This is a genomic window from Vibrio sp. Vb0888, assembly GCF_033338835.1.
Taxonomy (GTDB): Bacteria; Pseudomonadota; Gammaproteobacteria; order Enterobacterales; family Vibrionaceae; genus Vibrio; species Vibrio alginolyticus.
Genome location: NZ_JAWOTL010000007.1, coordinates 162,585 through 186,710, shown reverse-complemented (window position 1 = coordinate 186,710; position 24,126 = coordinate 162,585). Strand labels below are relative to the sequence as shown.

The 24,126-nt window shown below is 44.1% G+C and carries 24 protein-coding genes; 13 read left to right on the top strand and 11 right to left on the bottom strand.

The features are described from left to right. Positions 1 to 152 precede the first annotated feature (152 nt). The 3 genes from R7P72_RS12600 (at position 153) to R7P72_RS12590 (ending at position 4,952) form a co-directional block, all read left to right on the top strand. Positions 153 to 824 (top strand): YoaK family protein, encoded by a 672-nt coding sequence (locus R7P72_RS12600; RefSeq protein ID WP_005375484.1) that lies wholly within the window; start codon positions 153 to 155, stop codon positions 822 to 824. 455 nt (positions 825 to 1,279) lie between these two features. Then, positions 1,280 to 2,644 carry a YjiH family protein gene (locus R7P72_RS12595; RefSeq protein ID WP_005375481.1) on the top strand — a complete coding sequence of 455 codons (1,365 nt, stop codon included), beginning with the start codon at positions 1,280 to 1,282 and terminating at the stop codon, positions 2,642 to 2,644. 436 nt (positions 2,645 to 3,080) lie between these two features. Next, on the top strand, positions 3,081 to 4,952 hold the full coding sequence (locus tag R7P72_RS12590) for a methyl-accepting chemotaxis protein (protein ID WP_005375479.1): 1,872 nt from the start codon (positions 3,081 to 3,083) through the stop codon (positions 4,950 to 4,952). A gap of 144 nt (positions 4,953 to 5,096) precedes the next feature. On the opposite strand, the gene R7P72_RS12585 is transcribed toward R7P72_RS12590, so the two are convergent. The 3 genes from R7P72_RS12585 to R7P72_RS12575 form a co-directional block, all read right to left on the bottom strand. Beyond that, positions 5,097 to 5,444 (bottom strand): hypothetical protein, encoded by a 348-nt coding sequence (locus tag R7P72_RS12585; RefSeq protein ID WP_017821612.1) that lies wholly within the window; start codon positions 5,442 to 5,444, stop codon positions 5,097 to 5,099. Positions 5,445 to 5,676: 232 nt separating this feature from the next. Further along, a complete protein-coding gene (locus R7P72_RS12580; RefSeq protein WP_005375474.1) occupies positions 5,677 to 6,834 on the bottom strand; it encodes an amino acid permease in 1,158 nt (385 codons plus the stop codon). A gap of 722 nt (positions 6,835 to 7,556) precedes the next feature. Further along, the gene (locus tag R7P72_RS12575; RefSeq protein WP_005375472.1) at positions 7,557 to 7,868 is read right to left on the bottom strand and encodes a hypothetical protein; all 312 of its coding nucleotides are present in this window, start codon (positions 7,866 to 7,868) and stop codon (positions 7,557 to 7,559) included. Between the two features lie 141 nt (positions 7,869 to 8,009). Here R7P72_RS12575 and R7P72_RS12570 point away from each other — a divergent pair, with 141 nt between their 5' ends. Beyond that, entirely contained in the window at positions 8,010 to 8,342 is a 333-nt protein-coding gene (locus R7P72_RS12570) for a helix-turn-helix transcriptional regulator (protein WP_005375470.1), read from the top strand. A gap of 110 nt (positions 8,343 to 8,452) precedes the next feature. On the opposite strand, the gene R7P72_RS12565 is transcribed toward R7P72_RS12570, so the two are convergent. From R7P72_RS12565 to R7P72_RS12555, 3 genes are all read right to left on the bottom strand, one after another. Next, complete coding sequence (locus R7P72_RS12565) at positions 8,453 to 8,833, bottom strand: hypothetical protein (RefSeq protein ID WP_005375467.1); 381 nt, start codon at positions 8,831 to 8,833, stop codon at positions 8,453 to 8,455. 167 nt (positions 8,834 to 9,000) lie between these two features. Beyond that, positions 9,001 to 9,387, bottom strand: coding sequence for a GlcG/HbpS family heme-binding protein (locus R7P72_RS12560; protein ID WP_005375465.1), 387 nt, complete (start codon positions 9,385 to 9,387; stop codon positions 9,001 to 9,003). A 9-nt stretch (positions 9,388 to 9,396) separates the two neighbouring features. Then, positions 9,397 to 10,365: an aldo/keto reductase family oxidoreductase gene (locus R7P72_RS12555; protein WP_033906813.1), complete on the bottom strand. Its 969-nt coding sequence runs from the start codon at positions 10,363 to 10,365 to the stop codon at positions 9,397 to 9,399. Between the two features lie 141 nt (positions 10,366 to 10,506). On the opposite strand from R7P72_RS12555, the gene R7P72_RS12550 reads away from it, so the two are divergent. After that, positions 10,507 to 11,382 carry a LysR family transcriptional regulator gene (locus R7P72_RS12550; RefSeq protein ID WP_017635840.1) on the top strand — a complete coding sequence of 292 codons (876 nt, stop codon included), beginning with the start codon at positions 10,507 to 10,509 and terminating at the stop codon, positions 11,380 to 11,382. A gap of 9 nt (positions 11,383 to 11,391) precedes the next feature. On the opposite strand, the gene R7P72_RS12545 is transcribed toward R7P72_RS12550, so the two are convergent. Then, positions 11,392 to 13,149 (bottom strand): SgrR family transcriptional regulator, encoded by a 1,758-nt coding sequence (locus R7P72_RS12545; protein WP_005375462.1) that lies wholly within the window; start codon positions 13,147 to 13,149, stop codon positions 11,392 to 11,394. Positions 13,150 to 13,713: 564 nt separating this feature from the next. Here R7P72_RS12545 and R7P72_RS12540 point away from each other — a divergent pair. Together R7P72_RS12540 and R7P72_RS12535 are read left to right on the top strand one after the other, a co-directional pair. Continuing rightward, positions 13,714 to 14,253: a redoxin domain-containing protein gene (locus tag R7P72_RS12540; RefSeq protein WP_005375460.1), complete on the top strand. Its 540-nt coding sequence runs from the start codon at positions 13,714 to 13,716 to the stop codon at positions 14,251 to 14,253. A 513-nt stretch (positions 14,254 to 14,766) separates the two neighbouring features. After that, entirely contained in the window at positions 14,767 to 15,450 is a 684-nt protein-coding gene (locus R7P72_RS12535; RefSeq protein ID WP_005375458.1) for a hypothetical protein, read from the top strand. Between the two features lie 195 nt (positions 15,451 to 15,645). Here R7P72_RS12535 and R7P72_RS12530 read toward each other — a convergent pair whose 3' ends face one another. Together R7P72_RS12530 and R7P72_RS12525 are read right to left on the bottom strand one after the other, a co-directional pair. Continuing rightward, positions 15,646 to 16,011: a winged helix-turn-helix transcriptional regulator gene (locus R7P72_RS12530; RefSeq protein ID WP_005375456.1), complete on the bottom strand. Its 366-nt coding sequence runs from the start codon at positions 16,009 to 16,011 to the stop codon at positions 15,646 to 15,648. 167 nt (positions 16,012 to 16,178) lie between these two features. Beyond that, entirely contained in the window at positions 16,179 to 16,763 is a 585-nt protein-coding gene (locus R7P72_RS12525; RefSeq protein WP_005375454.1) for an NAD(P)H-dependent oxidoreductase, read from the bottom strand. Between the two features lie 270 nt (positions 16,764 to 17,033). Here R7P72_RS12525 and R7P72_RS12520 point away from each other — a divergent pair, with 270 nt between their 5' ends. Both R7P72_RS12520 and arsB read left to right on the top strand, forming a co-directional pair. Continuing rightward, positions 17,034 to 17,375 carry an ArsR/SmtB family transcription factor gene (locus tag R7P72_RS12520; protein WP_005375451.1) on the top strand — a complete coding sequence of 114 codons (342 nt, stop codon included), beginning with the start codon at positions 17,034 to 17,036 and terminating at the stop codon, positions 17,373 to 17,375. A gap of 85 nt (positions 17,376 to 17,460) precedes the next feature. Further along, entirely contained in the window at positions 17,461 to 18,516 is a 1,056-nt protein-coding gene (arsB, locus tag R7P72_RS12515; protein ID WP_005375449.1) for an ACR3 family arsenite efflux transporter, read from the top strand. A gap of 36 nt (positions 18,517 to 18,552) precedes the next feature. On the opposite strand, the gene R7P72_RS12510 is transcribed toward arsB, so the two are convergent. Together R7P72_RS12510 and R7P72_RS12505 are read right to left on the bottom strand one after the other, a co-directional pair. Next, positions 18,553 to 19,332, bottom strand: coding sequence for a helix-turn-helix domain-containing protein (locus R7P72_RS12510; RefSeq protein ID WP_005375447.1), 780 nt, complete (start codon positions 19,330 to 19,332; stop codon positions 18,553 to 18,555). Between the two features lie 19 nt (positions 19,333 to 19,351). Continuing rightward, positions 19,352 to 19,885 carry a YbhB/YbcL family Raf kinase inhibitor-like protein gene (locus R7P72_RS12505; protein ID WP_005375444.1) on the bottom strand — a complete coding sequence of 178 codons (534 nt, stop codon included), beginning with the start codon at positions 19,883 to 19,885 and terminating at the stop codon, positions 19,352 to 19,354. A gap of 187 nt (positions 19,886 to 20,072) precedes the next feature. On the opposite strand from R7P72_RS12505, the gene R7P72_RS12500 reads away from it, so the two are divergent. The 4 genes from R7P72_RS12500 to R7P72_RS12485 all read left to right on the top strand — a co-directional run bounded on the left by R7P72_RS12500 (position 20,073) and on the right by R7P72_RS12485 (position 24,050). Then, on the top strand, positions 20,073 to 20,864 hold the full coding sequence (locus R7P72_RS12500) for a PhzF family phenazine biosynthesis protein (protein WP_005375437.1): 792 nt from the start codon (positions 20,073 to 20,075) through the stop codon (positions 20,862 to 20,864). A 207-nt stretch (positions 20,865 to 21,071) separates the two neighbouring features. After that, positions 21,072 to 22,022, top strand: a complete 951-nt coding sequence (locus tag R7P72_RS12495) for an HlyD family secretion protein (protein ID WP_005375436.1) — start codon at positions 21,072 to 21,074, stop codon at positions 22,020 to 22,022. Between the two features lie 4 nt (positions 22,023 to 22,026). Further along, positions 22,027 to 22,953 carry an ATP-binding cassette domain-containing protein gene (locus R7P72_RS12490; protein WP_213906909.1) on the top strand — a complete coding sequence of 309 codons (927 nt, stop codon included), beginning with the start codon at positions 22,027 to 22,029 and terminating at the stop codon, positions 22,951 to 22,953. Further along, on the top strand, positions 22,953 to 24,050 hold the full coding sequence (locus R7P72_RS12485) for an ABC transporter permease (RefSeq protein WP_213906989.1): 1,098 nt from the start codon (positions 22,953 to 22,955) through the stop codon (positions 24,048 to 24,050). The genes R7P72_RS12490 and R7P72_RS12485 overlap by 1 nt, the downstream gene beginning before the upstream one ends. Positions 24,051 to 24,126: the final 76 nt, after the last annotated feature.

Below are 24,126 nucleotides of genomic sequence, written 5' to 3'. Positions count from 1 at the left end.
GGGCAATCCACGTTCACATATTTACTTTGGCTCGGACAAACACCCTATAAGTGAGATTTTTTTGAGAATGATCAATCGAGTTTTACTGTAAAGGGTTTCGTAACTCGGTGTGAGCGTTATAATCGGCTCCTAATATTTGGTGGGGGTTTATTGTGATTTCCAGACTTCCTCGTTGGGTGGAATATGGCGCGTTTCTACTAGCTCTTCTCGCGGGCTGCGTCAACGCCGTTGGTCTTCTCGGCTTTCAACACCAAGCGATAACTCATCTTTCGGGAACCGTAACTCAGCTAGGGAACAGCTTGCTAACAGGTGTGGATAGCTCCATTCACCTGCTCTTCATCGTATTTAGCTTTTTGATTGGCGCTGCCTTTAGCGGCTTTTTTATTGAAAGCAGTGCGTTAAAACTAGGGCGAAGATATGGTGTTGCACTGTGCATAGAAGGGAGCTTGCTCTTACTCAGCTTGGGCTTTTTGGTGCAAGGGGATTTGTACGGCCAATATCTAGCATCAGCAGCATGTGGATTACAAAACGCAATGATCACCACGTTTAGCGGCGCAGTAGTCAGAACCACACATATGACCGGAATCATCACCGATCTAGGGATTATGATTGGAGAGAGCTTGAGAGGTCGTCAATTTGACCGACGTAAAGCAAAATTATTCCTATTCATTTTCTTTGGCTTTTTGTTTGGCGGCGTCGCGGGAGCGGCTCTATTTACGGTATATGGTTTATATACGCTGGTTTTCCCAGCAATATTGGCTTTTTCTACGGCTCTGATTTACTGGAGTTACCTATACATACTTAGCCGTCAACAAAAAGCATAAAATTTCGATCCGATTGAAGCGACATGCTTCAATCGGATTTGGCTCAATAGGTTCACACTGCAACGGTACAAGAAACGCTGAACGGTATTTTGACACCACTAAAAACCTTAAAATAGATAAGGCTAACTGAATTTCTGGCAAAGAAGTTAGTTAGATCAAAATCACATTTGTTTACCATTTTATTATTCCAGTCACAATGCGCCCCATAATTCACTGCGCAATTCGCCCCTCGTGCTACAATTTTCTAACACAAGCAACATATTCGCATACACTTAGACGTTATTTGACCAATTACCCGACAAATCGGCTGAATAACTAGATGTATTTAATGAATAGTATTGCAATGGATGCAGTTTGCGGGTACCCTCCGCAAAACTGTGATTAAATACGGATGTTTAGTGAATATTTATGTCATGGAAATGGCAAGTATTGACTAGTAGTAACACGAGACAACTATGCATAACACCACTAATGCTACTGAAGCTCCTAAGGGCAACTTTTGGATGTTTTTCATCCCTTCCCTAATTGGTCTTCTACTCTTTATGGCTCCGATCTCTTACGATGGCGGCCTAACCATTCCCGTTGCCGTGATGGCAAAAGTCATCCCAGCGGTGTTAGGCGATACCTTGATTGCTATCGTCACCACTATCATCGCTTTCATGGCCGTTGCTTCTGTTCTTTGCAAAATTTTTAAGCCAGCTGCAATTTTACGTAATGGTTTTTTAAACGGTCTCTTCAACCCATCTCCACTTTGGCTCGTTGTTCGTTTAATCGGCGGCGCTGCCGTGTTAATGACGTTTTTCCAAGTGGGTCCAAAAGCAATTTGGGAAGAGAACACTGGCGGGCTTGTTCTTACTGGTCTCCTACCTACTCTGTTTGCCGTTTTCATTTTCGCGGGTTTACTGCTTCCGCTTCTTTTGAACTTCGGTCTTCTGGAGCTATTTGGTGCGTTACTCAGTAAAATAATGCGTCCGGTATTCAACCTACCTGGCCGCAGTGCAATTGACTGTATGGCATCTTGGTTAGGCGACGGAAGTGTTGGTATCTTGCTAACCAGCAAGCAATACGAAAATAAGTTCTATACTCAGCGTGAAGCGGCTGTTGTCGGGACCACTTTCTCAGCAGTATCGATCACGTTTAGCCTAGTTGTTATCGCTCAGGTAAAACTAGAGCACTTATTTTTGCCTTTCTACGGCGCTATCTGTCTAGCTGGTATCGTAGCAGCGATTATCATTCCTCGCCTGCCTCCGCTTAGTCTGAAGAAAGATCGCTACATTGACGGCAGCAACCCAGATAAAGACGCAGATGCAGTGCCAGAAGGCCACACCACATTCTCTTGGGGTATGGATCTAGCTCTTAAGCGTGCTGGTCAAGTCACATCGGTTCAGTCTGTATTTAAAGAAGGCGTACACAACGCAGTCGACATGGTATTTGGCGTACTACCTGTAGTTATGGGTCTTGGTACCGTTGCATTGGTGATTGCAGAATACACGCCTGTATTTGCAATTCTGGGTCAACCGTTTATCCCATACCTAGAGCTACTGCAAGTCCCTGAAGCTGTTGCAGCATCACAGACAATCGTTGTTGGCTTTGCGGATATGTTTATTCCAGCAATTTTAGCGGCCTCAATCGATAACGAAATGACACGTTTTGTTATTGCGGCAATGTCAGTAACTCAGCTTATCTACATGTCGGAAGTAGGTGCCCTACTGTTAGGCAGCAAAATTCCAGTAAACATTGTAGAGCTCTTCGTAATCTTCATTTTACGTACGCTAATCACGTTACCTGTGATTGCTGGCGTTGCTCATCTTATTTTCTAAAATCGAGACGTCAATTAACAAAGGCTCCGCATCGTCGGGGCCTTTTTTATACCTAAAACTCCGTCCACATTAGGCTTTTAGTAAAAAGCTCATAATTTACAAAGACAAAACTTCAACAAAACACCTTTCAGCACCAACAAAATTTTCATCACCTCACCTGTAAAGCCAGTTGATGCCACTGTTTGTTAAGCAATTATTTTCATTATGACGATTTCATTAATTGAGCTCGCAAACATGATCACACTCACAAGTTTTAACGTAAATTGTCGGTTTGTTTAAATTTAGTTAAAAAAGACGACAAATGAGTTCATGTTTTTGACAAAGATGTCGATAAAAATATAACCAAACACAATAGGTTTCTCTTTATGCCCAATTCGCTCGGTTTAAAAGAGGCGAAAGCAAAGTGGAACCAACCGGGAGAATCAGAGGAAAGCTCATGAAATTCAGACATAAGGTTGTCACAGCCTCTTCATTTTTGCTGCTAATTACCGTGTCGTTATTGTCGACACAACAAGTTATGACCATCCGCTCCCAAACTCAGGAGCAAATCGACTCAAGTGTAAACGAGATATTGACCAGTGTTGGTAACACTGTGCAATCAGAAATGAATGCAAAGAAGGATCTCGCTCGCTCCATTACTGAAGTGATTGAGCTTGACCCCAGTTCACATAGCTATGTTCAAAACATACTTGAAAGACCCACGCCAAAAAGCAGCTTCCTTGCCATCGGTTTTGGTTATGAAAGTAATGGCTTTGTGATTGAAAATGACGACGGCTGGGATGCGGGCCCAGACTACGACCCACGTCAGCGTCCTTGGTTTATTGCAGCTAAGAGCAAAGGCGATTTGGTCGTAACCGATCCGTACGTCGATGCGTCTTCGAAAAACGTTATCATCTCTGTTGGTACGCCAGTAAAAGAAAATGGCCAGTTTTTAGCCGGTATGTTTTATGACCTCGAATTAACTACCCTTTCTGATCTCGTCAACCAAGTGAATCTGTTTGATGCTGGTTACTTATTTTTGGTCACCGCTGATGGCACAACCATTGCTCACCCTCAAAGTAAATACAACGGTGAGAAAGTCGGTAGCTACCTCCCACAAATCGAACTTACGCAATCAGCACAACATGTTGAGATTGATGGCAACCGCTACATGGTTAACCTGACTCACATTCCTGGCGAGAACTGGTACGTAGGTTCGGTGATCGATGAAGCTGTTGCCTATTCTGCCGTAGGAGAGCTTCGTAACAACGCTATTATTTATTCAATCATTGCCGTGATTGCATCTATTATCGCCCTAACTCTGTTGATTCGCACTCTCATGCGTCCTTTGGACACGCTAAACAATGCGATTAAAGATGTAGCATCAGGGAAAGGCGACCTTACACAACGCCTCGAAACAGATACTGACCAAGAGTTTTCTGAGCTTGCCACAAACTTCAATACGTTCATGGAGAACTTACAACAGCAAATCATTGAGTCGAAACGTATTTCTGATCAAATTTTAAACGGAACTCAAATCACCGCTGAGGGCGCAAAAGGCTCGGCAGGCGCAATTCACACTCAGCTGCAAGAGCTAGAACAACTTGCTACCGCGATGCATGAGATGTCTGTCACCGCGACAGAGGTTGCTAATAATGCGCAAGGTGCGGCAAGTGCAGCCAAAGAAGCCGACCAAGCAACGGTTGAGGGGTCTTCTATCGTTGGTGAATCGACACAAACGATAAACATGCTTTCCGATAGCATTGACCTTGCAGTCGAAGAAGTACAAGTGTTGGAATCTGCTACCGCCAATATCGAAACGATTCTAAAAGTCATCAACGATATTGCGGACCAAACGAACTTACTCGCGTTGAATGCCGCAATCGAGGCTGCACGTGCGGGAGAATCTGGCCGAGGCTTCGCCGTTGTTGCAGATGAAGTCCGTACACTGGCACAACGTACTCAAGAGTCGACAACAGAGATTCGTACTATGATTGAGCAACTACAATCTGGCGCTTCTTCTGTGGCAAATGCCATGCATCAAAGCAAAGGTAGTGCTATAGAGGCCGTTGAAAAAGCGGGTTTAGCAAATAGTGCGTTACAACGCATTCGTGACGCGATTCAGCGTATTTCCGATATGAACTTGCAAATTGCCTCAGCAGCGGAAGAGCAAAGCCTCGTCGCTGAAGAGATCAACAACAATACGGTGAATATTAAAGACCTATCGACTCAAGTCGCCGAATCGGCAAATCGAACCAACGACGCGATGCAGGCGCAACAAGAAGATGTACATAAACAAGATCAAATCTTAAATAGATTTACTGTCTAACACTCATTTAAGCAAAAACAGCGAGCACCGGCTCGCTGTTTTTGTTTTTAACCCTCAACCCTAGTATTGGTCGATGTTACATGTGACATGTTGTTGCTATTAAGCTCAACATTACAAGAACGCCGACTATGTGCCCTTTCAAGTTTAATTGAACTCGACATGGATATAGCGATCATTAGAACGGCGATAATAACGATCGTCCACTTTTAGATAAGTGAAATCTCCAATCTTTATGTAGGTACTATTCCGAGGAATTCGGTCATGGTAATAGTAACTGCGCCTTGGTCGTCTGGTCTCCACATAAATAACGTCACGATGTTTGTGTTTATGCTTGTGCTTGTGCTTGCGCTTGTGTTTATGATGGTGGTGATGCGCATGATGGTGATCGTACCGATGTCCATGCTTATGCTTCGGGTCAGCCACCGCTTCTGTACTCAACACACCTAAAGACAACATAACGCCAACCATGGCAAAAGATAATTGCTTTGACACAACAGAGCCTCTTATTCATATCAACATCGATATAATAGAAGGGTGAATCACTGTACATGTCAGCCTTTCGCTAAGGAGTTTTACTAAAAAGTCAGCGCTAACCGTGATTATCAGAGAAACGTCAAACATCACAAATGCTGATGACTTCGAGTGGCCTGGGTTCGGCTATGAATACAAAAAAGCCGCCCGTTTGACTACGAGCGGCTCAGTTTTTAAATAAGCTAGCGTGATTTTATACTGCTTGGGCAAACAGCAAGAAACAGCCGAATAGGAAGATCATGCTCATTCCCATTGCGCCGCCACCAGCTTCATAAATATTGTCATCTTCTACCGGCACTCGACGCACTTTCATGGTCATTGATAATGGAACAAAGACCGCGAGAAACACAAGAATAATCCCCGCGTAGCTGAGAATAGCTAGGAAGTGTTCTGGCGCAAATACAGCACCTAATAGTGGTAGCACAAAAGTAGTAACAAAAATCACTGGCTTACTTGCTTTCAGTAGGTCTGCATTTTGATCGTATAGCGCCATTGCAACACCTAAGAACGACGTTAGTAGTGCCAAACCAGTAAACATGGATAGGATGAACTCTAAGCCCTCGTATTGCTGACCTAGTACCGAGATCAACTCTGTTACGTTGGAGTATTGAACAAGCTCATGAGGTGGTAGATTGCCGACAACCGCTAACAACCATAATAGGTAACAAACAAGCGGAATAGTTGAGCCCACGATAATCATATTACGCAGCTGTGTTTTACTCGCTTCTTTGTTGTAAGTTACAAGCGATGGGATCACGACCATAAAACCGAAACTGGTGAAAAGCACCGAACTGGTTTTGATAAGTGCCATTTTATCGTCGCTCACAACCTCATCAAGTCCTTCAAACGAGACGCTTGGTGCAAGCGCAAAAAGTGTCAGGATCAGCGCTACGATCATGCCTAGGAACAAACCGCGATTCAGCTTATCTACTACCCCTGTACCTGCCGAAACAATGATACCAACTAAAAGAGTAAAACCGACTTGGCTTGAGATCGTAGATGTTGGAAGCCCAATTGAGGCTGTTACTTTTTGTACGAGATCACCCGCACCAATGATGTAAGCCATTAATAGACAAACTAACAGGGCGTAAAGCAAGCTGTTGGTTACCAACTGGCCTCCTTTACCAAGCGTTTCGCGAGCAATTGCATTCATGCTCACACCACCACCTACTTTGCAACTGGCTTCAAGAAGGAGCAGCGCAGCATAAGTCGTTCCAGCCCAGATGAACAACATAAGAAGAGTGCCCCAAAGGAGGCCAAATTGAGCAAGCACCATTGGTATAGCAAGCATACCAGCGCCAAGAGCAGTACCTGCAACGATCAGGGAGCTGCCGACAAGTTTTAGGTTCACGGTTAATACCTCTAAATTCAATCCGTTAATTTCTCGCCAGTTGTGCTTTATCTAAAGCACACAACAAAACGCTCCGACTTAGTCAAAATTTGGTTACAAGAGCACTATGTTACAAGAGCCCTGTATGGCTAAGAAGACACGCAACAAAAGGTGGTTAATCATTTGCACATGAACACTTGAGAGTCGTTTTTGGCGATGTCATCGTTGATGAAATGTGCGCAACTTTGGGTTCGAAGCAAAATTGTTCATCTTAATTCATCAACCCCATTCGTTATGAATGGATTTGGTTCGAAAAGATTGTAAGGCATAAGCAGGACGATTGAAAAGCAAAAGGTCAATCTTATAGCGATATATTTTAACAGCTCTTATCTTTTACCTAAGATGTGTTGTTTTTTTCGTCACTAATTAGTCTTTTATCGCTTAAAGAGAAGGAAGAACGTGCTCAATGGCTCAATTTGGCTGGGTGTACAGATTAATTTACAGTTTAAGTGAAGGTGTTAGATTCCGAGGACGTAGCCTAGATCGGACAATATCGCTATTATTCGCTGCGTACCGACACGTTCGGTTCACATACCTCTAAACACTGATTTACGGTTCGAAAATATAGGTAAATGAGTGTCCGAATGCTGGGTGTGGTTCCCCAGCATTTGCATCCTTTCTTTTAGATGTCATCAATTGATCGAAATTGCGTAAATCTTGTATCGCCCGACTTTACGACTGTGTTAATACGCTTTATCTAGCGCGCCAATGATATAAGTTAACACTGGAATACCCATATCGGCGACCTGCTTCTCAGTCTCACTCATGTTTTCATGCGCCATCCGCAGCTCTACTTCACTTATCGATTCTTTGTGAAGGTAAAGCTCTTTGTAGTTCATCAATCGCTGTTGTGACTGTTGAATCAGTGTCACAACATTCTCTTTAGTCTCACGATGTTGCTGATCAATTTCACTAAATAAATGATCTAAAATGCGTTGCATTTTGCGAATAGAAGCTTTCGTTTCTATTGATTTGTATGATTGATACTTTTCCATTGAGTTAATAACTGACTAAAATATTTACGTTTTTATAAGACAGTTATTTTTATACTGATTGCAAAGCAGGTAAATATGTGGTGGTTAAACTGGTCCACTTCTTGCTCCGTTTAGGTCAAAACTGTCCTTTCAGGAGAGCACATGCAGGTAGACCCTATAATTCAAGCACTGATCGCAAGACGAAAATCGAATGGCCTCTCCCGTGAGCAAATGGCAAACATCGCTGGAATGAGCGTAAAAACATATCAAAGGATCGAGCGCGGAGAGTCCGATCTTAAACTCTCACAATATCGTGCCATATTGCGTTCGCTTCATTTGACTGACCTAGATATTGCCTTAGATGTACGTGATGTTCAGCATGTCACAGCAAATGACTTAACGGCCGTGGCGCGATTGCTCTCACCGGAAGCTCAGTCCCTGCTCGTTCGCCTGTTATCGTTAATCCTTGAACAAAAGAACAAGAAAGGTGATTAACCACATTACTCATACCCAAACGTGAATGTCCTGTTGAGCGTTGAAACATGAATCGTTTAGACAAAAATAAAACTCGTCAAATGACGAGTTTTATTCTTTATATCAGTCCGTTACTCTAGGCTTTTTAATTCCGATGTATCAACGCCTTTTATTGCATCTTTCGCCACTTTATCAGGATCAAAGACATCACGTTCTTCATACGAATTATCAATCATGCCTTGTCCTATCGCGGTCGCCTGCTTTTGTAACTTGTTACCCTCTACCTCACCAGCATCCCAGCCTTGTCGATAATCTGAGTCGGTTTGATACCTTGTTTCGTCCTTAATATAGTGTTCAAAATCATTCCCTGCCTCTTGCATACCACTATGCCGACCGTCATGAAAGCCTTGGATATAAGCTTCATCATAACCGCTCTCTTTTAACGCGCTGTCACTCGTACCACAGCCTGAGAGGAGAACAAAAAATAGCGAAACGAATACCTTATGAAACATATTTAGGCCTCAAAGCTTTCAAATAAATTAATCATAGTTCGCGATTTCAACTTCTGCTTACTTCAGGCTATTAGATAGCACTGTGACTCGACGAAGCCTGTGAACTTGAGTCCCTACAGTGAGTACAAAGCGGGACAAAGCATCACACCTACTGATAAACATTATACTCAACGCGCGTTTAATACTTCCATCGCAAGTGCTTCATCATCTTGCTCAGCCAAACCACTGATACCAATTGCACCGACGACTTTCCCCTCTTGTTCTACAGGTACACCACCCATAAAGCCTGTGATCTTCGGGTCAGTCCAATAACTCAACTGCTTACCCGTCTCACGAGCCCAAGCACCCAGATTGCCGCTAGGCTGACGGTCTCTAGCCGAGGTGTAAGCTTTGTTATGTGCCAACAAACCTGCTTGCACACTCACATCATCCATTCGGGCAAAACCGAGCAATTCTCCATGTGTATCAACCACGGCAACCGCAATGTTCTGCTTGCGAGCAGTCGCAATTTCCAATGCCGTTTGAATCAGAGTTTGAACTTGTACGTATTTCATTTTTCTCTCCTACGGGATCTCATGACCAAGGGTTTTCTCGAACAAGCCATACCAATGGCTACGTGATAGCGTGACGTTCTCTACTTGAGCACAAGCGCGAATACGCTGTGGGTTTGCAGTACCAATAACAGGCTGAATTTGGTTTGGGTGACGCGTTAGGAAGGCTAAAACAATCGCCTCAGACGACACGCCATATTCAGCTGCTAGCGCCATCACCATCTCCGCCGTCTGTCTGGTGTTGTGATCATCAGAATGTAAACCACGCTCTGAGAATCTTCCTTGCGCCATACTGCCCCACGCTTGCAGTTGGATATTATGCTTACGGGCATGTTCCAGTGTTCCCGCAACGTAGTCAGATTCCGACGAAGGAAGCCCCATGCCTTGCTTAATAAAGTCAGACTTAGCCAGACTCATTTCCAACTGGTTCGCCACAACAACTTCGCCCGTTGCTTGTTGAAGAAGGTCAATTTGAGCACTGTTCATGTTAGAAACACCGAAGTGGTTAACTTTGCCAGCTTGTTTCAGGGCTTTTAGCGTTGTGCCCAGTTCTTCAAATTCAACCAAAGGATCAGGACGATGCAGCATCAAAACATCAAGATTTTCCACGCCAAGGCGTTCAAGAATGCCCTCAACAGAAGCCGTCACCCATTTGGCAGAGAAGTCATACTGCTTAACACCTTGCTCATCTCCTAGACGGATGCCGCACTTTGATTGCAGATACATTCGTTCTCGTAAGGTTGAGTCATTGGCTAAGATGCGCCCAAACACTTCTTCAGCCTTACCGAATTTGTAGATATCCGCATGATCAAAGAGATTGATGCCAACCTCTAATGCTGCCTCTACAGCGGCATAAGCTTGGTTTTCATCTTGGGCGGTTAATGGGTTGCGATTCCACTCCCCTCCAAGTCCCATACAGCCGAAGACCAAGCGGCTAACGTTAGGTAAGGTTTTGGCGAGCGGTAGTGTTGGATTGTTCATCGTTATTCTCACTTTTCCGATTTCTGCATCTTCAATTTCTTAAATTAACTCGAACCATCTTACCGTTCGTAAAAATTAGTTTAATACCGTAAAATCGAATTCATTATCCTCGTTACCGAACAATTAAAGCGAGCAATAAAGATGGCAGATTATAAGAGAATCGAAAAACTGATGCTGTTTGCTGAAGTGGCTCAAACACTCAACTTTTCTAGAGCAGCAGAGCAACTTGGTATCTCTAAAAGTTACCTGTCGGAACAAATCAAGCGATTGGAATCGGAACTCGCAACGCCTTTGATTGTTCGAACCACACGCAGCGTGAGATTGACGGCAGAAGGTGAATCGATCTTTGCACAAGCGGAAGATCTCAAACGCCGCGTAATGGAAATGGAAAAGAGTTTAAGTCAGCGATCTGAACAAATAGACGGTCTGATTCGTCTTACCGCTCCCAAGATGTTTGCTGAAGCGGTGCTGCATGATTTGTGCGTAGCGTTTCGCGCTTTACATCCAAACGTAGAGTTCGAGATCCTTTCTAGTTATCAAGCGTTTAATCTGACAGAAACCAGCGTTGATTTTGCGTTTCGAGCGACAAGAACGCCGCCAGAGAATATGATTGCGCATCACCTTTTGGACTACCACCACTGGCTGGTTGCCTCTCCTCAGTATCTGCAAGAAGAAGGTACGCCGGAGACATTAGATGATTTACAAGAGCATCAATGCTTAACCACATTGCATCAAAAAGAGTGGCCGTTAAAAACGGGAACAGTTCAAACCCAAGGTTGGCTTTCAAGCAATGAAAACCGCTTACTCAAAGAATCAGCCCTGTCTGGCAATGGCATTGCTCGGTTAGCAAGTTACTTTGTCGAACAAGACGTTGAGCACGGCCGTCTAGTGCAGGTTTTATCGGAAGAAACCGACCACCAGCACAACGCGGTGTACTTGGTGTATCCGCAGCTCATCTATCAATCGGCGAAAACCAGAGCCTTCATTGAATTCGTGAAGCAGCACTTTGCTATATAACTAAGGCAGTTAATCCGCAGACCACACCGAGCGAATATCTGGCCAACCCCAGTTAGTAAGAGCGACGTCTTCTAAAACACCTTGGAAACGCAAAGTTTGTGTATGGTGGAACATGGGTGCAATCCAATACTCGCTGATCAACGTCGATGCAATTGGCTCCAATGCATTAAGGTAGTCCTCAAGTGGAACGAAAGATCTGACTCTCTGTAGTTGTTCATCTAACCATTGTGCGTTCTTTTCTCCCAAAGTGTGGAATAGCACAGCGTTGCTGAAGAAGTTCGTGAACGCTGAGGCATGACGATTATCATCTAGGTTTATGTTCGTCACGACCATCGTCTCATTTAGCTCACCGTTCTTAGCCTTCTCGTTCAGCTCACGGTAGGAATACATAACAATTTCTACTTTACTGCCAACACTCGCCAAACGATTAGAAATAGCCCGCGCACAGCGACGCAATGCGGTATAGTTATATCCGGCTATCGTAATGTGTTTAGGTAACTTAAGCGGCTCACTAAACGGACGGAGCACTGGCTTCCAACCTGGTAGCAGGTTATAAGCGGGTATACTCCCAAATACAATATTCTCGCGGCGCATCACTTCGGCCAAGTGCTCAGGTTGAATTAGCTCACTAGTATAACGGCGCTGCGCTAAAGAGAGTTTGTGCTTAGCGTGCTGATTAAATAAGGCGAATAAGCAACCATCTTCTATTCGACTACGCTTGCTCGCCGATGAGTTTTCTCGGTTTTGCGTCGACATATAGTGTCCACACAAATCCTCCTCGGGCGAAGCATCCCTTTGCAACGTATTTGCTGCCAATGACGGGTTCTCCATTTGCTCGTCATTAACAATCCAGATAGTCACCAAATCCGTTAGAACTCTACATGCATAGTAACCATTAAATGCTTGCAGTTTTAAACGACTTTCATTGTGCTCGACAACAGAGAATGGGCCACTTCCGACCACCAGCTTGTTATTCGCTACGTTAACTTGGCTTACTGGTTGAATGCCGTATTTCACACCAGAAATAAGTCCAGCAAAGCCCAAGTCAGCTCGATTAAGCTTAAAAACAACCTTCAATGGCGTTGGCGCAGTAATGTTAGCAACATGTGCCAACTCTTTTTCGTAATACTGTAGTGAACTCAATTTTGCAAACAAGCTAACCACTGTTTCTGCATCAATGGAATTACCATTATGAAAAGTCAGACCTGGACGAAGGTAGAAAGTCCATTCGTAGGTGTCTTCGTCATAACGCCAGTGATGTGCGAGTTCTGGTTGCACTTTCCCATTGTGATCACTCGAAACTAAGCAACAATAGATTTGCCTTAATAAGAAACGTTCGCTGCTACGCTGAAGTTGATGTGGAACGACGCGCTCAAACATTCGCTTATAGGTTAATTGAATATTGAGCTGTCCTTCTTGAACAGAAGCACCAGACGTTGTTTTTAACAAACGGCCAAATGCCATTTCGTCTTCATCTAATATCGCCAGTGCTTTTTCATACTTGCCTAACTTGATACGTTCAAGAGCCAAGCTCTCTTTTAAAACGTCTAACTCCATATTCAGAATAAGAGTCGATCGTTGATTCCGCCCAGCTTTCGGGTGCCAGCTCAACCACGCCTTCTGCTGCATCTGCGTTAGCAGGCTACGAGCATGCCGAGAAGAAGTGAACATGATGTCGGCAATGTCCTGTAACGTGGTTTTTGTTTCATCACCAACGCTAAACGAGAGTAATCGTTGGTAATAGCGAAACAAATTGAGATCAGACACTGAATCAACCTTAGATCTGTGAAGTTTGTGGATAGGAATAGTTTACTTAAGTTGGCGGTAATAAAATAAGAAAACTTCCTAATTATCTGTTCCCCTTTTCCACAATTAACCTCCAAATTCGGCTTTAAAGCCCCATATATTTACGTTATTAGGAAAAAAGCCAACAAAAGCACTCTCTTTTTTATATCCCCTTTTATACACATAATTTACTCGTCAGCTAAAGGAGGAAAAAATGAAGAAGCCAATGATGGCGTACTTTTTTCAGCAACGCCTAGCTCAATCGAGTAATAAAATAGAAGTGATGACTCTGGTTTATCTTAACGATATGTTCCAGTGGTCATAGCCTAACCTCAAGCAGAACTTAGCTCCTGATACTACACCCCCACTTCGTTGTATCTTAAGTTCTGCTTTTTCATCTTTTGCACTCTACTACCTTATTGCAGGTTACTAAAAGTTAACTAGTTGAAACACCGCAAAACAGAGTCTACATTGAAGTCTCATCCCCCAATCGCTTTGTTGAGAAAGGGGCATTCATGGATATACACCACCAATTCGGGAGTCAATATGGCAACTTCAGTGAAACTTAAAGCGGGCGACAGCTTCCCTCATCTTCAAGCCACTTTGCTAGATGGTTCAAGCGTAACGTTGGGTCAGCCGCAAGGTGATGCGACTTGGCGAGCAGTATTCGTTTATCGTGGTAAACACTGCCCTCTTTGTACTAAGTACCTCAACGAGCTTGAGAGTTACAAACAGGCTTTCGCTGATGCTGGCGTCGATATTCTTGCCGTTTCTGGCGACTCAAAAGCACAGCTAGAGGGGCATCTAGAGAAACTCGAAATCAGCTTCTCTATCGCTTACGGCCTGACCGAAGAACAAATGAAAACGCTAGGCTTGTATGTATCTATTCCTCGATCTGAACAGGAAACCGATCATAATTTCGCAGAACCAGGTCTGTTTGTGGTGAATGAACACGGCGACTTACACGTGGTGGATATTTCAAACAACCCGTTTGTTCGCCCTGAGCTTGGCGCGCTATCACGCGGATTGGCATGGATTCGCGATCCAAACAATAACTACCCTATCCGTGGCACATTGGATTACTAATATCTTCTACACCCAAGTAAACTTTCTATCCTTAAATAAGCTAGGATTCTTGCCTCAGTGAGAATAACTTGGAATGCATATCAGATCCGTGAGATCTGATATGTATCAACAAGCTGGAAATAGAGTCCTTGTTCATTATACAACGCCTTGATGAAAAACAAGATCAGTGAAGCTCAGGCTCCCCTCAAACGACGTTAAGTATTTACTTCTAAGTCACTTTCACGATAAACACATGAAATTAAGACTAAAAACTTAGACTTAACGGATGTATAAATCATAACGATACCTACACAAGTAGTTAGCTAGCGATTATTATCCTACTGCAACTCACAATCGTGCACTTCTAACAATTCACACCATAAATGAAAACATAGATACCGTAAGAGACAAAATAAAAGCAAACGATTAAATTAACAATAAAACACCGTTCAATTAAAAATAAAAAACATTTCACTTTATAAAAATGTAATTAATCGTTATTTGCAATCACACATCTTAATTGAGAAATACAGTATGAATAAAATCTCTTTGCTTTATATGGCCGTTTGTATCGGATTAGTTGGATGCGGTTCAGGAGGAAGCGACAACGATCCAGCAAAAGATATACATCCCACCATTTCAAATCCGGAACAAATCAACGCAATGACGGTGGACAAAGGTCATTTCTATTGTTCTGTAAACCAACAAAAACTGGAACACGGAGGGACATCTGCAAGCATGTCCTACCTGATTGAAAAGAAAAGAAATTCTACGGTTGTTGACGATTATGAATGTACCGAATACGGTTTAAAGAAAGGTGAGTCAATTATCGTCACTAAAAGTGCAATTGAAAACTTTTCATACTCAAAACATTATAAAAGCACGAAGAAGAATGACATTAATGGGTTTAAAATCATCTACCCTACAGGGCTTACGACTCCGATTAATAAAGATTATGAAAAAATTACGATCACGTATAATACGGAGAGACCTGACGTTAACATTAAGATAATTCAATATTTTGACGAAAAGTCTAAATTATATACCATCAAAAAATATGAAAGCCATGTTAACGACAACTCACCAATAGGTTTAGTTGAGAAAGAGGAATTCGACAAATATTCCGATTTTGAAAAGAAACTGGAATTAAATAGTGCTTTTTTAAATTCAACTGAAGTGAGTGATTTATTCTACAACTTATTAAGTATGATAAAATAATAACTAAAAATCAAAAACTTAAAAAGTACGATTATGCTCAAGTAGCTTCGATATGCCTGACTCGAAAGAGTACGTTGTTTTACGAAACAAATTACGATTTTAATGAAGCACATCTAAGTTACTTGGGTATAAACGGCGATGTATTGTTAATCAGCTTTCAAAAGAGAGTGACGTTTGCGATTAACTACTTTGGTCTTAACGAAGCTCAATTTGATGCTTTTCAGACCAAATTCGCAAATCATCAAGAATCTTAAGTGCGGTACGGCCGAACTCTGTTAGTTCATAGCTGACTGCAATTGGGCGGTCGCTGATCACTTTACGCACCACCATACCTTCCGCTTCTAGCTCTTTAAGACGTTGGTCGATCATCTTTTTACTTGCACCGCCTAGCATGCGTGCTAAGTCATTGAAACGAACTGGGCCGTCTTTCAAATGATAAATCAGAGAACCTTTCCATTTACCACCAATTAGACGCATCCCTTTCTCGATAGCACATGGCTCCGCACATACGTTCGCCACTGACTTACGACCTTTGCTATCTACACTGATTCTGCTTTCCACAATACACCTCAAGATACGCACCTAATCTAGGTAATGAAAAGTAAGCTAGATACATTTAGTGCTTTAGAGTAATAAAAACGTCACCTCGCCGCAAACAAATAAAAATGGACCGCATGTAGCAGTCCATCTCAATTCATCATTCAGTTCGCACTATCTTTCTAAAAGGATTAGAAGTTTTCGTTAATGTGCGCTTCAAAACGAACAAAATCGTTTTCGATATCTGCGTTCTTCATCACGTCGTAACAAGCAAATGTAGGCAGTGCTGACATACCAAAGAAGCGGAAGTTAGCGTGCATGTGGAACATCAAATCGTCCACGCCTTTACCTTGGAATAGGTATTCGTTCTCATCATCAAACGATTCTTCTGGCGCGTTGAATGTCAGTGACAGCATGTATTTGCTGTTGGTTTGAGTGCCGCCTGTACCATAGTTTTTCTTTGGTTCTTCTGCGCTACGGCCATCGAATGCACATAGTGCGCCGCCCATACCCGCAGTAAACACGTCGTCCATGTATTTTTTGAATGACCAAGGCACAGACATCCAGTTGATTGGGCTTTGGATGATCACGCGATCAGCCCACTCAAAGTGTGCGAGTTGCTCATCTACGTTGATCTCATCTTGCATTGTCACAACGCGAACCTCATGGCCTTTTGCTTGCAGAAGCGTCTGTGCTTTGTCGACAAGAGAAGCATTTAGACGACCTTCTGAATATGGTGATGGTTCGTGTGCATTGATGATCAGTACGTTGCTCATGGGATTACCTTTAAATAAGTTCACAAGATGACGCAATAACCATTGTGCGTCGGATGTGGTTTATTATGGTAACCTAGAAATATAGTGCAATTAGTTAACTTTTAGTAACCTACTTAATTTTTGATTATATCTCTGTTTTTAAAAGATATATTTTTTCAACTTTTTATTCATCGCTATTTCCCGATTAATTTTTTCATCGATTTGTTGCATCTTTCACAGAGCAGGCGTACACTCTATCGTAATTCGACGATTAACTATTAAGGCCAGCGAATGAGTGATAAGTGCAAGGACACGTGCGAAGTTGTTTTTCAGACAACGCAACAACAGCTCGAGAAAGAACAAACTCTAGCAGCGCAAGCAAAAGCTTTGTCGCATCCAGCACGTTTGCGCATTCTGCATATCCTGCACACGCTCGATACCATGGGCGGTTGTTTGAACAGTGATTTGGTTTCTGAACTGGGTCTTGCGCAATCTACTGTTTCCGAGCACTTGCGTATTCTAAAGCAAGCAGGCTTTATCAGCGCCGAGCCAAACCCACCTAAGGTGTGTTACCGCATTCAACGCGACGCGTTTGATCAGTTCAATCTAGGATTTTCCAAGTTATTTGATTAATGCCCTTTGCACGCTGTTCAGGCGTGCAGAGATAAACTATACCCTTAACTATCGCCTTTCGACGATAAACGAATAAGAGAACACTATGACTACTCAAGTTTTAAATAGTGCCAGCGACAAAATGAGCTTCTTGGACCGTTACCTAACGGTGTGGATTTTTGTGGCAATGGCAATCGGTGTAGGTATTGGCGCAGCATTCCCTCAAGTTGCTGAGTGGAACGAGTCAATGTCAGTTGGTAGCACAAACGTACCGCTAGCGATTGGTTTGATTTTGATGATGTACCCGCCACTCGCAAAGGTGAACTACAACTTGCTAGGCACAGTGACGAAAGATAAAAAAGCGATCACGCTGTCTTTGGTCATGAACTGGATTGTCGGCCCTATTTTGATGTTCATCCTTGCATTGACTTTCCTAGGTGATCATCCGGGTTACATGGTTGGTATCATTCTGATTGGTCTTGCTCGTTGTATTGCCATGGTATTGGTATGGAACGATATCGGTGGCGGTAACAAAGAATACGGTGCAGCCCTAGTTGCACTAAACAGCGCTTTCCAAATCGTGACTTACAGTGTGATGGCATGGTTATTCATCACTGTGTTGCCACCAGTCTTTGGTTACGAAGGTTTCGTGGTTGATATCTCGATGATGGACATCGCGGAAAGCGTTCTGATTTACCTTGGTATCCCATTCCTAGCGGGCTTCCTAAGCCGTAAATGGCTGGTCGCTGCGAAAGGTGAGCAATGGTACAACGACGTGTTCATCCCACGCATTTCACCAATTACCCTTATCGCCCTACTTGCGACCATCGTACTGATGTTCAGCTTAAAAGGTGAGATGATTCTTGAACTGCCAATGGATGTATTCCGTGTAGCAATTCCACTGGCTATCTACTTTGTGTTGATGTTCTTTGTCAGCTTCTTCGTTGGTAAGAAAATGGGCATCGACTACGACAAAAATGCGTCGATTGCCTTCACAGCAACAGGCAACAACTTTGAATTGGCTATTGCGGTTTCTATCGCGGTGTTTGGCCTAAACTCAGACCAAGCTTTTGCTGGTGTCATTGGTCCACTGATCGAAGTGCCTGTATTGATTGCTTTGGTGAACGTAGCATTGCGAATGAAAACCAAATATTATGGTTAACCTAAAAAGCACAAAAAATAAAAAAGCGGTAAAACATTAACTCACCACCGTTTTAATATACTCACTGGGCGTTAGGCCGAACTTACTTTTAAAGCGTTGGCTAAAACGCCCCTCTGACTGATAACCACACAACTGTGCGAGCAGCGCAACGTTATACGAGCCATTTTGCATCAAGTAAAGTGCGTGATTTAAGCGGACTTCTGCCAATACTTCGCGATACTGAGTACCTTCTTGTTTCAGTTTGCGTATCAATGTTGCTCGGCTCATAGCAAAGTGCCCCGCGACCATATCTAATGGATGCTCCTCCCCTGGAGAGCGCGATAAGTAACGACTAAGTTTCTGACTAAAAGAGATATGTGAACTCGAGAACAACCGATGCAATAACCCTCTCTCAGCTAGCTGCTGATATAGGCCCATAATCCAATAGCGTTGTGTCGCTTCACTTAAGCTTTCCCGCTCAAACGAAAACAAAGCATTTAACGTCGCTTGCAATGCTTTATCTGTCTCAACAACGGGTACATAGTTTCCTAATGCGTTGCTCATGCTTAGCTCCAACATTTCATCGCTAGGCACACAGTGAAAACTGAACATTCGAGAAAGAAATCGCCCTTGTAGAGGAAGATTTTCAAAATTTAGGGATGCATTTGCTTCACAAAGCATGATATTTGGATGATGGATGTCGAGTACTCCATCTTTCCAGAAAAGATGTTTACTCCCCTTAACAATCTGAATAAGGCTTGGGGAGTGAATCCTGACATTACGAAGCTTCTGCTGCTGCTCCGCACGAAACAGCGTAACCTGATATTGGTGACCCATTCTCTCCCCTTATATTCAATTATCGCGTGTAAGTCGTGGTTAATGTCGCTTTACCCAAAGCAACACTATTCAAAGTAAACCCTACAATGGCTGGTGGCGTGTTTTCATCCAAATTCAGTTCTTCAGTTGGCAATGCCCACACCGTAAACTGGTAACGATGCATCCCATCATTCTTTGGAGGACACGCGCCGCCGAACCCCGTTGTGCCGTAGTCAATACGAGATTCTTTGCCGCCTAACTTGTTCATATCAATGCCTCGAGGCAGTTCGCTAACGGTGGATGGAATATTAAACGCTATCCAATGCCAAAAACCACTGCCTGTTGGCGCGTCGGGGTCATACACGGTGATCGCAAAACTTTTTGTGCCCTTTGGAGCTTCTTTCCACATCAATTGTGGTGATTGATTCCCGCCATCACATCCCCAACCAGAGTATTCAAATGTCTTCGCCATCGGGTGGCCTTCTTGAATATCTCTACTCACGAGTTCAAATGCATGGGCAGAACCGACCGCAAAAACACTCAATGCCAAAACTGATTTGTAGATCGCTTTCATGTTTTTCTTCCTTTCAATGAATTCAACACTAGTGTAAGTACCCAGCAGTCCGAATCCTTGTCAGTAAGTATCAAAAAACACAAAATAATCTATAATTTTGACACTTTAAGATTCTAACACAAATTTCTTACTCTCTTAATTGCACTTGGTTTATGCTAATTAATCGCTCACGGAACAAGGAAGGAAAATGGAATTGGATATCTACGTGGTGGACGCCTTCACCGATACGCAATTCAAAGGCAACTCAGCAGCGGTCGTACCGTTAGAGGAATGGCTAGCCCCAGAATTGATGCAAAATATCGCGACAGAAAACAACTTGTCGGAAACGGCTTTTCTAAAATCCATTGGCGCAAACCGATATGAGATTCGTTGGTTCTCTCCGATTACTGAAATCGATTTCTGTGGACACGCAACACTGGCCTCTTCGTTAGTGCTGTTTGATGAGTTTGGCATTAATGGCACGATTGAATTTCATACTCTGGAAGTAGGAACCCTCACCGTAGAGAAGAATGCGCAAGGTAAGATCGAGATGACGTTCCCTGCTCGTCCTCCAAAAGCCGTTTCTGATATTCCCTCGGCATTGATTGATGGCCTAAGTTGCGATGTGGAACGCGTACTGCTTAGCCCTCAAGCGTATTTCGTGGTGGTCGGCAACCAGCAGGAGGTACTTGAGGTTCAATACCGTTCAGAGCACCTCAAGACACTCGCTCCTTACGATGTGGTCGTTACCGCGAAAGGTGATCAACAAGACTTTGTATCGCGTTACTTTTGGCCTGCAAATGGTGGTGACGAAGACCCCGTAACCGGCTCGATTCACGCTGGATTAGCACCATTCTGGGCAGAAAAATTAGGCAAAACATCACTGGTTGCTTACCAAGCTTCTCAGCGCGGAGGTATTCTTCATTGTGAAGTTATTGGCGAACAAGTAAGAGTGTCTGGCGACGGCGTGCTCTACATGAAAGGCAAGATTTTTGTTTAAATGATATTCATGTAATCAACTTAAAAGAGCCAAGTAAAGCACGGCTTCCGCAGGATCAAGCCAACTTCAATAATTAATCAATTGATGAATATTGAAGGAATTAACTTCCTAGCCGGACAAAACTGACTCACGTTACACTGAATGCAGTCCCATACTCTTCTATAGCTTGATACGAGTTCGAGCTCACCTTCTTAGAGGAAGCGTCGCATGATGAAGCGAATCATTCTTGGCACCCTAGCCCTGACTCTTTTAACTGCCTGTTCCAAAGATGACGGACAGCAAGCCCTTGGTACACTAGAACGTGACCGCGTAACCTTCACTGCCACCTCTAGCGAGATAATTCGTGCCCTACCCATTAAGGAAGGCAGCCAAGTCACCGAAGGAGAAGTGCTGGTTCAGCTCGATACAAAGAACCAAGAAGCCGTTTTAGCTCACGCCGTTGCCGAACAAGCCAAGGCTGACGCCTATCTTTTGAAATTGACCAATGGTGAGCGACCAGAAGACATTGCCGCAGCGCAAGCTCGCGTTGCCAGAGCGGAAGCTCAATTGATTGAAGCGCAAAAGAACTACCAACGTAAAGCGGAGTTAGTTCGTAAAAAACTCATCAGCCAATCAGAAAAAGACACCGCTTTAGCAGCCAGAGATTCTGCCCGTGCAGAGCTAGACTCCTCACAAGAAGAGTTCAGCAAACTGACGGCTGGCTCTCGCCCTGAAGATATTGAACAAGCGAAAGCCGCACTCATGGCAGCAAAAGCCGATGTGGCACTGCAAGAACAAAAACTGGCAGAACTCACCATCACCGCCACGCGAGATGGCTTGTTAGATAACCTACCGTTTAACCTTGGCGAACGCGTTCCTGTGAATGGCGTGGTTGCTGTAATACAAGCCAGTCGCGTCCCATACGCTCGCGTTTATGTTCCTGCCAACTACCGAGTCGATTTTGTCCCGGGTAAAACGGTTAACGTGCATGTAGATGGCGTTGAGCAACCTTATAGCGGCACCGTTCGTTGGGTTGCGACTGAGCCTTCATTTACGCCTTATTTCGCGCTTACCGAAGAAGAACGCTCGCGTTTGATGTACCTTGCAGAAGTCGACCTACAAGACTCCGCACAATCCTTGCCTTCGGGCATTCCAGCGCAAGTGGATTTGGTGGAGTAAGCCAATGACCGAATACGCGATTCAAGCTGAAAATGTGGTGAAGAAGTTTGGTGACTTCACCGCCATCAACAACATCACGCTTAATGTGCCCAAAGGCAGTATTTATGGTTTTCTTGGTCCTAACGGCTGTGGCAAATCGACAACTATTCGTGTGTTAACTGGCTTACTTAGCCCAAGCGAAGGCAATGTCGATGTACTCGGGCTAGAGATCCCAAAACAATCTGAGCTTCTGCGCCTCAAGATTGGCTACATGACGCAAAAGTTCTCCCTCTATGATGACCTGACGGTTCAAGAGAATCTTGAGTTTATTGGACAAATCTTTGGTATGGAAACCAAGGCGCTGAAAGCTCGCATCGAAGAACAACTAGCCACCTACGGTCTCGACCAATTGCGTAAACAGCGCGTCGGTGGAATGAGTGGCGGCCAGAAGCAACGCTTGTCTCTCGCCGCAGCCACTATGCACAAACCAGAACTGTTGTTTCTCGATGAACCCACATCTGCGGTTGACCCAGAGAACCGACGCGATTTCTGGGAGCAGTTGTTTGACCTCTCTGACCAAGGCACGACGATTCTGGTCACTACGCACTACATGGACGAAGCAGAACGCTGTCATCGTCTAGCGATTATGGAAGCGGGCGAAATCCGCGCCGATGGTGAGCCAGAAGAACTCATGGCGCAAATGGGCGTTAACATCGTCGAAGTCAAAGCGGACAACCTACGCGAGCTAAAAGAGAAAGTCATTCAGCGCGAAGAAGTACGCTCAGCCGCACAGCTCGGCATTCGCTTACGCATTTTGATCCACCAGCACATCGAACAACCGATCGAATGGTTAACCCAAATCTTTCCTGAGCTTGAGGGCTGCGAGATGAACATTGCTCGCCCGAGCTTGGAAGATGTGTTTGTCAGCGTGACGGGAGAAGGTCGCCAATGATGAAATCTATTGCCCGCATGAAAGCGGTGATGATCAAAGAGATCCGTCAGCTTTCACGTGACCGCATTACCTTTGGCATGGTCGTAATGATCCCCCTGATTCAGCTTCTGCTATTCGGCTTTGCCATTAATACGGATATTCGCAACATCCCCGTTGGCGTCGTCGATCAAAGTGGCAGTACTGCCGGGCGTGTAATTACCGAGTCCGTCAAAGTCACGCAAGTGGTCGATGTGGTCGAAACCTTCGCTACCGCTTCTGAAGCAGAACAAGCCATTCAAGACGGTTTGGTGCGAGCGGCTTTAATTTTGCCTAGCGACTTAACCCAACGTATGGTGCATGGGCGAGAGCTTGGGCAGTGGATTGTAGATGGTTCAGACACCATGATCAGCTCGGCAATTCTCTCACTACAAACCATGCCGTTAACGGATTTTGATTTTGAGATACGCCCTGCCCCAACCAAAACCTTTGAAGTTGCGCTGTATTACAACCCGAGTCGGCGCTCGGCGGTGAACATTGTCCCCGGTTTATTGGGCGTGATTCTAACTATGACGATGATCTTGTTCACCAGTGCAGCCATTGTTCGAGAACGAGAACGCGGCAATTTAGAGTTACTGATTACTACGCCAATCCACTCCATCGAGCTCATGGTGGCGAAGATCATTCCCTACATCTTTGTTGGTCTGATTCAGGTGTTTATCATTTTAGGCTTGGGGCACTGGATATTTGGTGTGCCGATAAACGGCGCCATTAGTCAGATATTGTTTGGCACGCTGTTGTTTATCGCCGCGAGTTTAACCTTAGGTCTGGTGATATCCACCATTGCGACGACACAACTTCAGGCCATGCAGATGACGGTGTTTATTCTTTTGCCGTCGATTCTTCTGTCCGGATTTATGTTCCCTTATGAAGGAATGCCCGTCGCGGCACAATGGATATCAGAAGCCCTACCAGCCACACATTTCATGCGTATTATTCGGGGTGTGGTGTTGCGCGGTGCAGATTTAATGGAGCTATGGCGAGATACAGTCTGGCTACTGGGCTTTACGGTGATAGGTTTAATTGTTGCGTCATTGCGCTTCAAAAAATCACTCGATTAACCCATCAGATTCCAAAACTAAAAACGCCTCCGGATTTGGAGGCGTTTTTGTTGAATCATCAATTATCGTAGCGAGA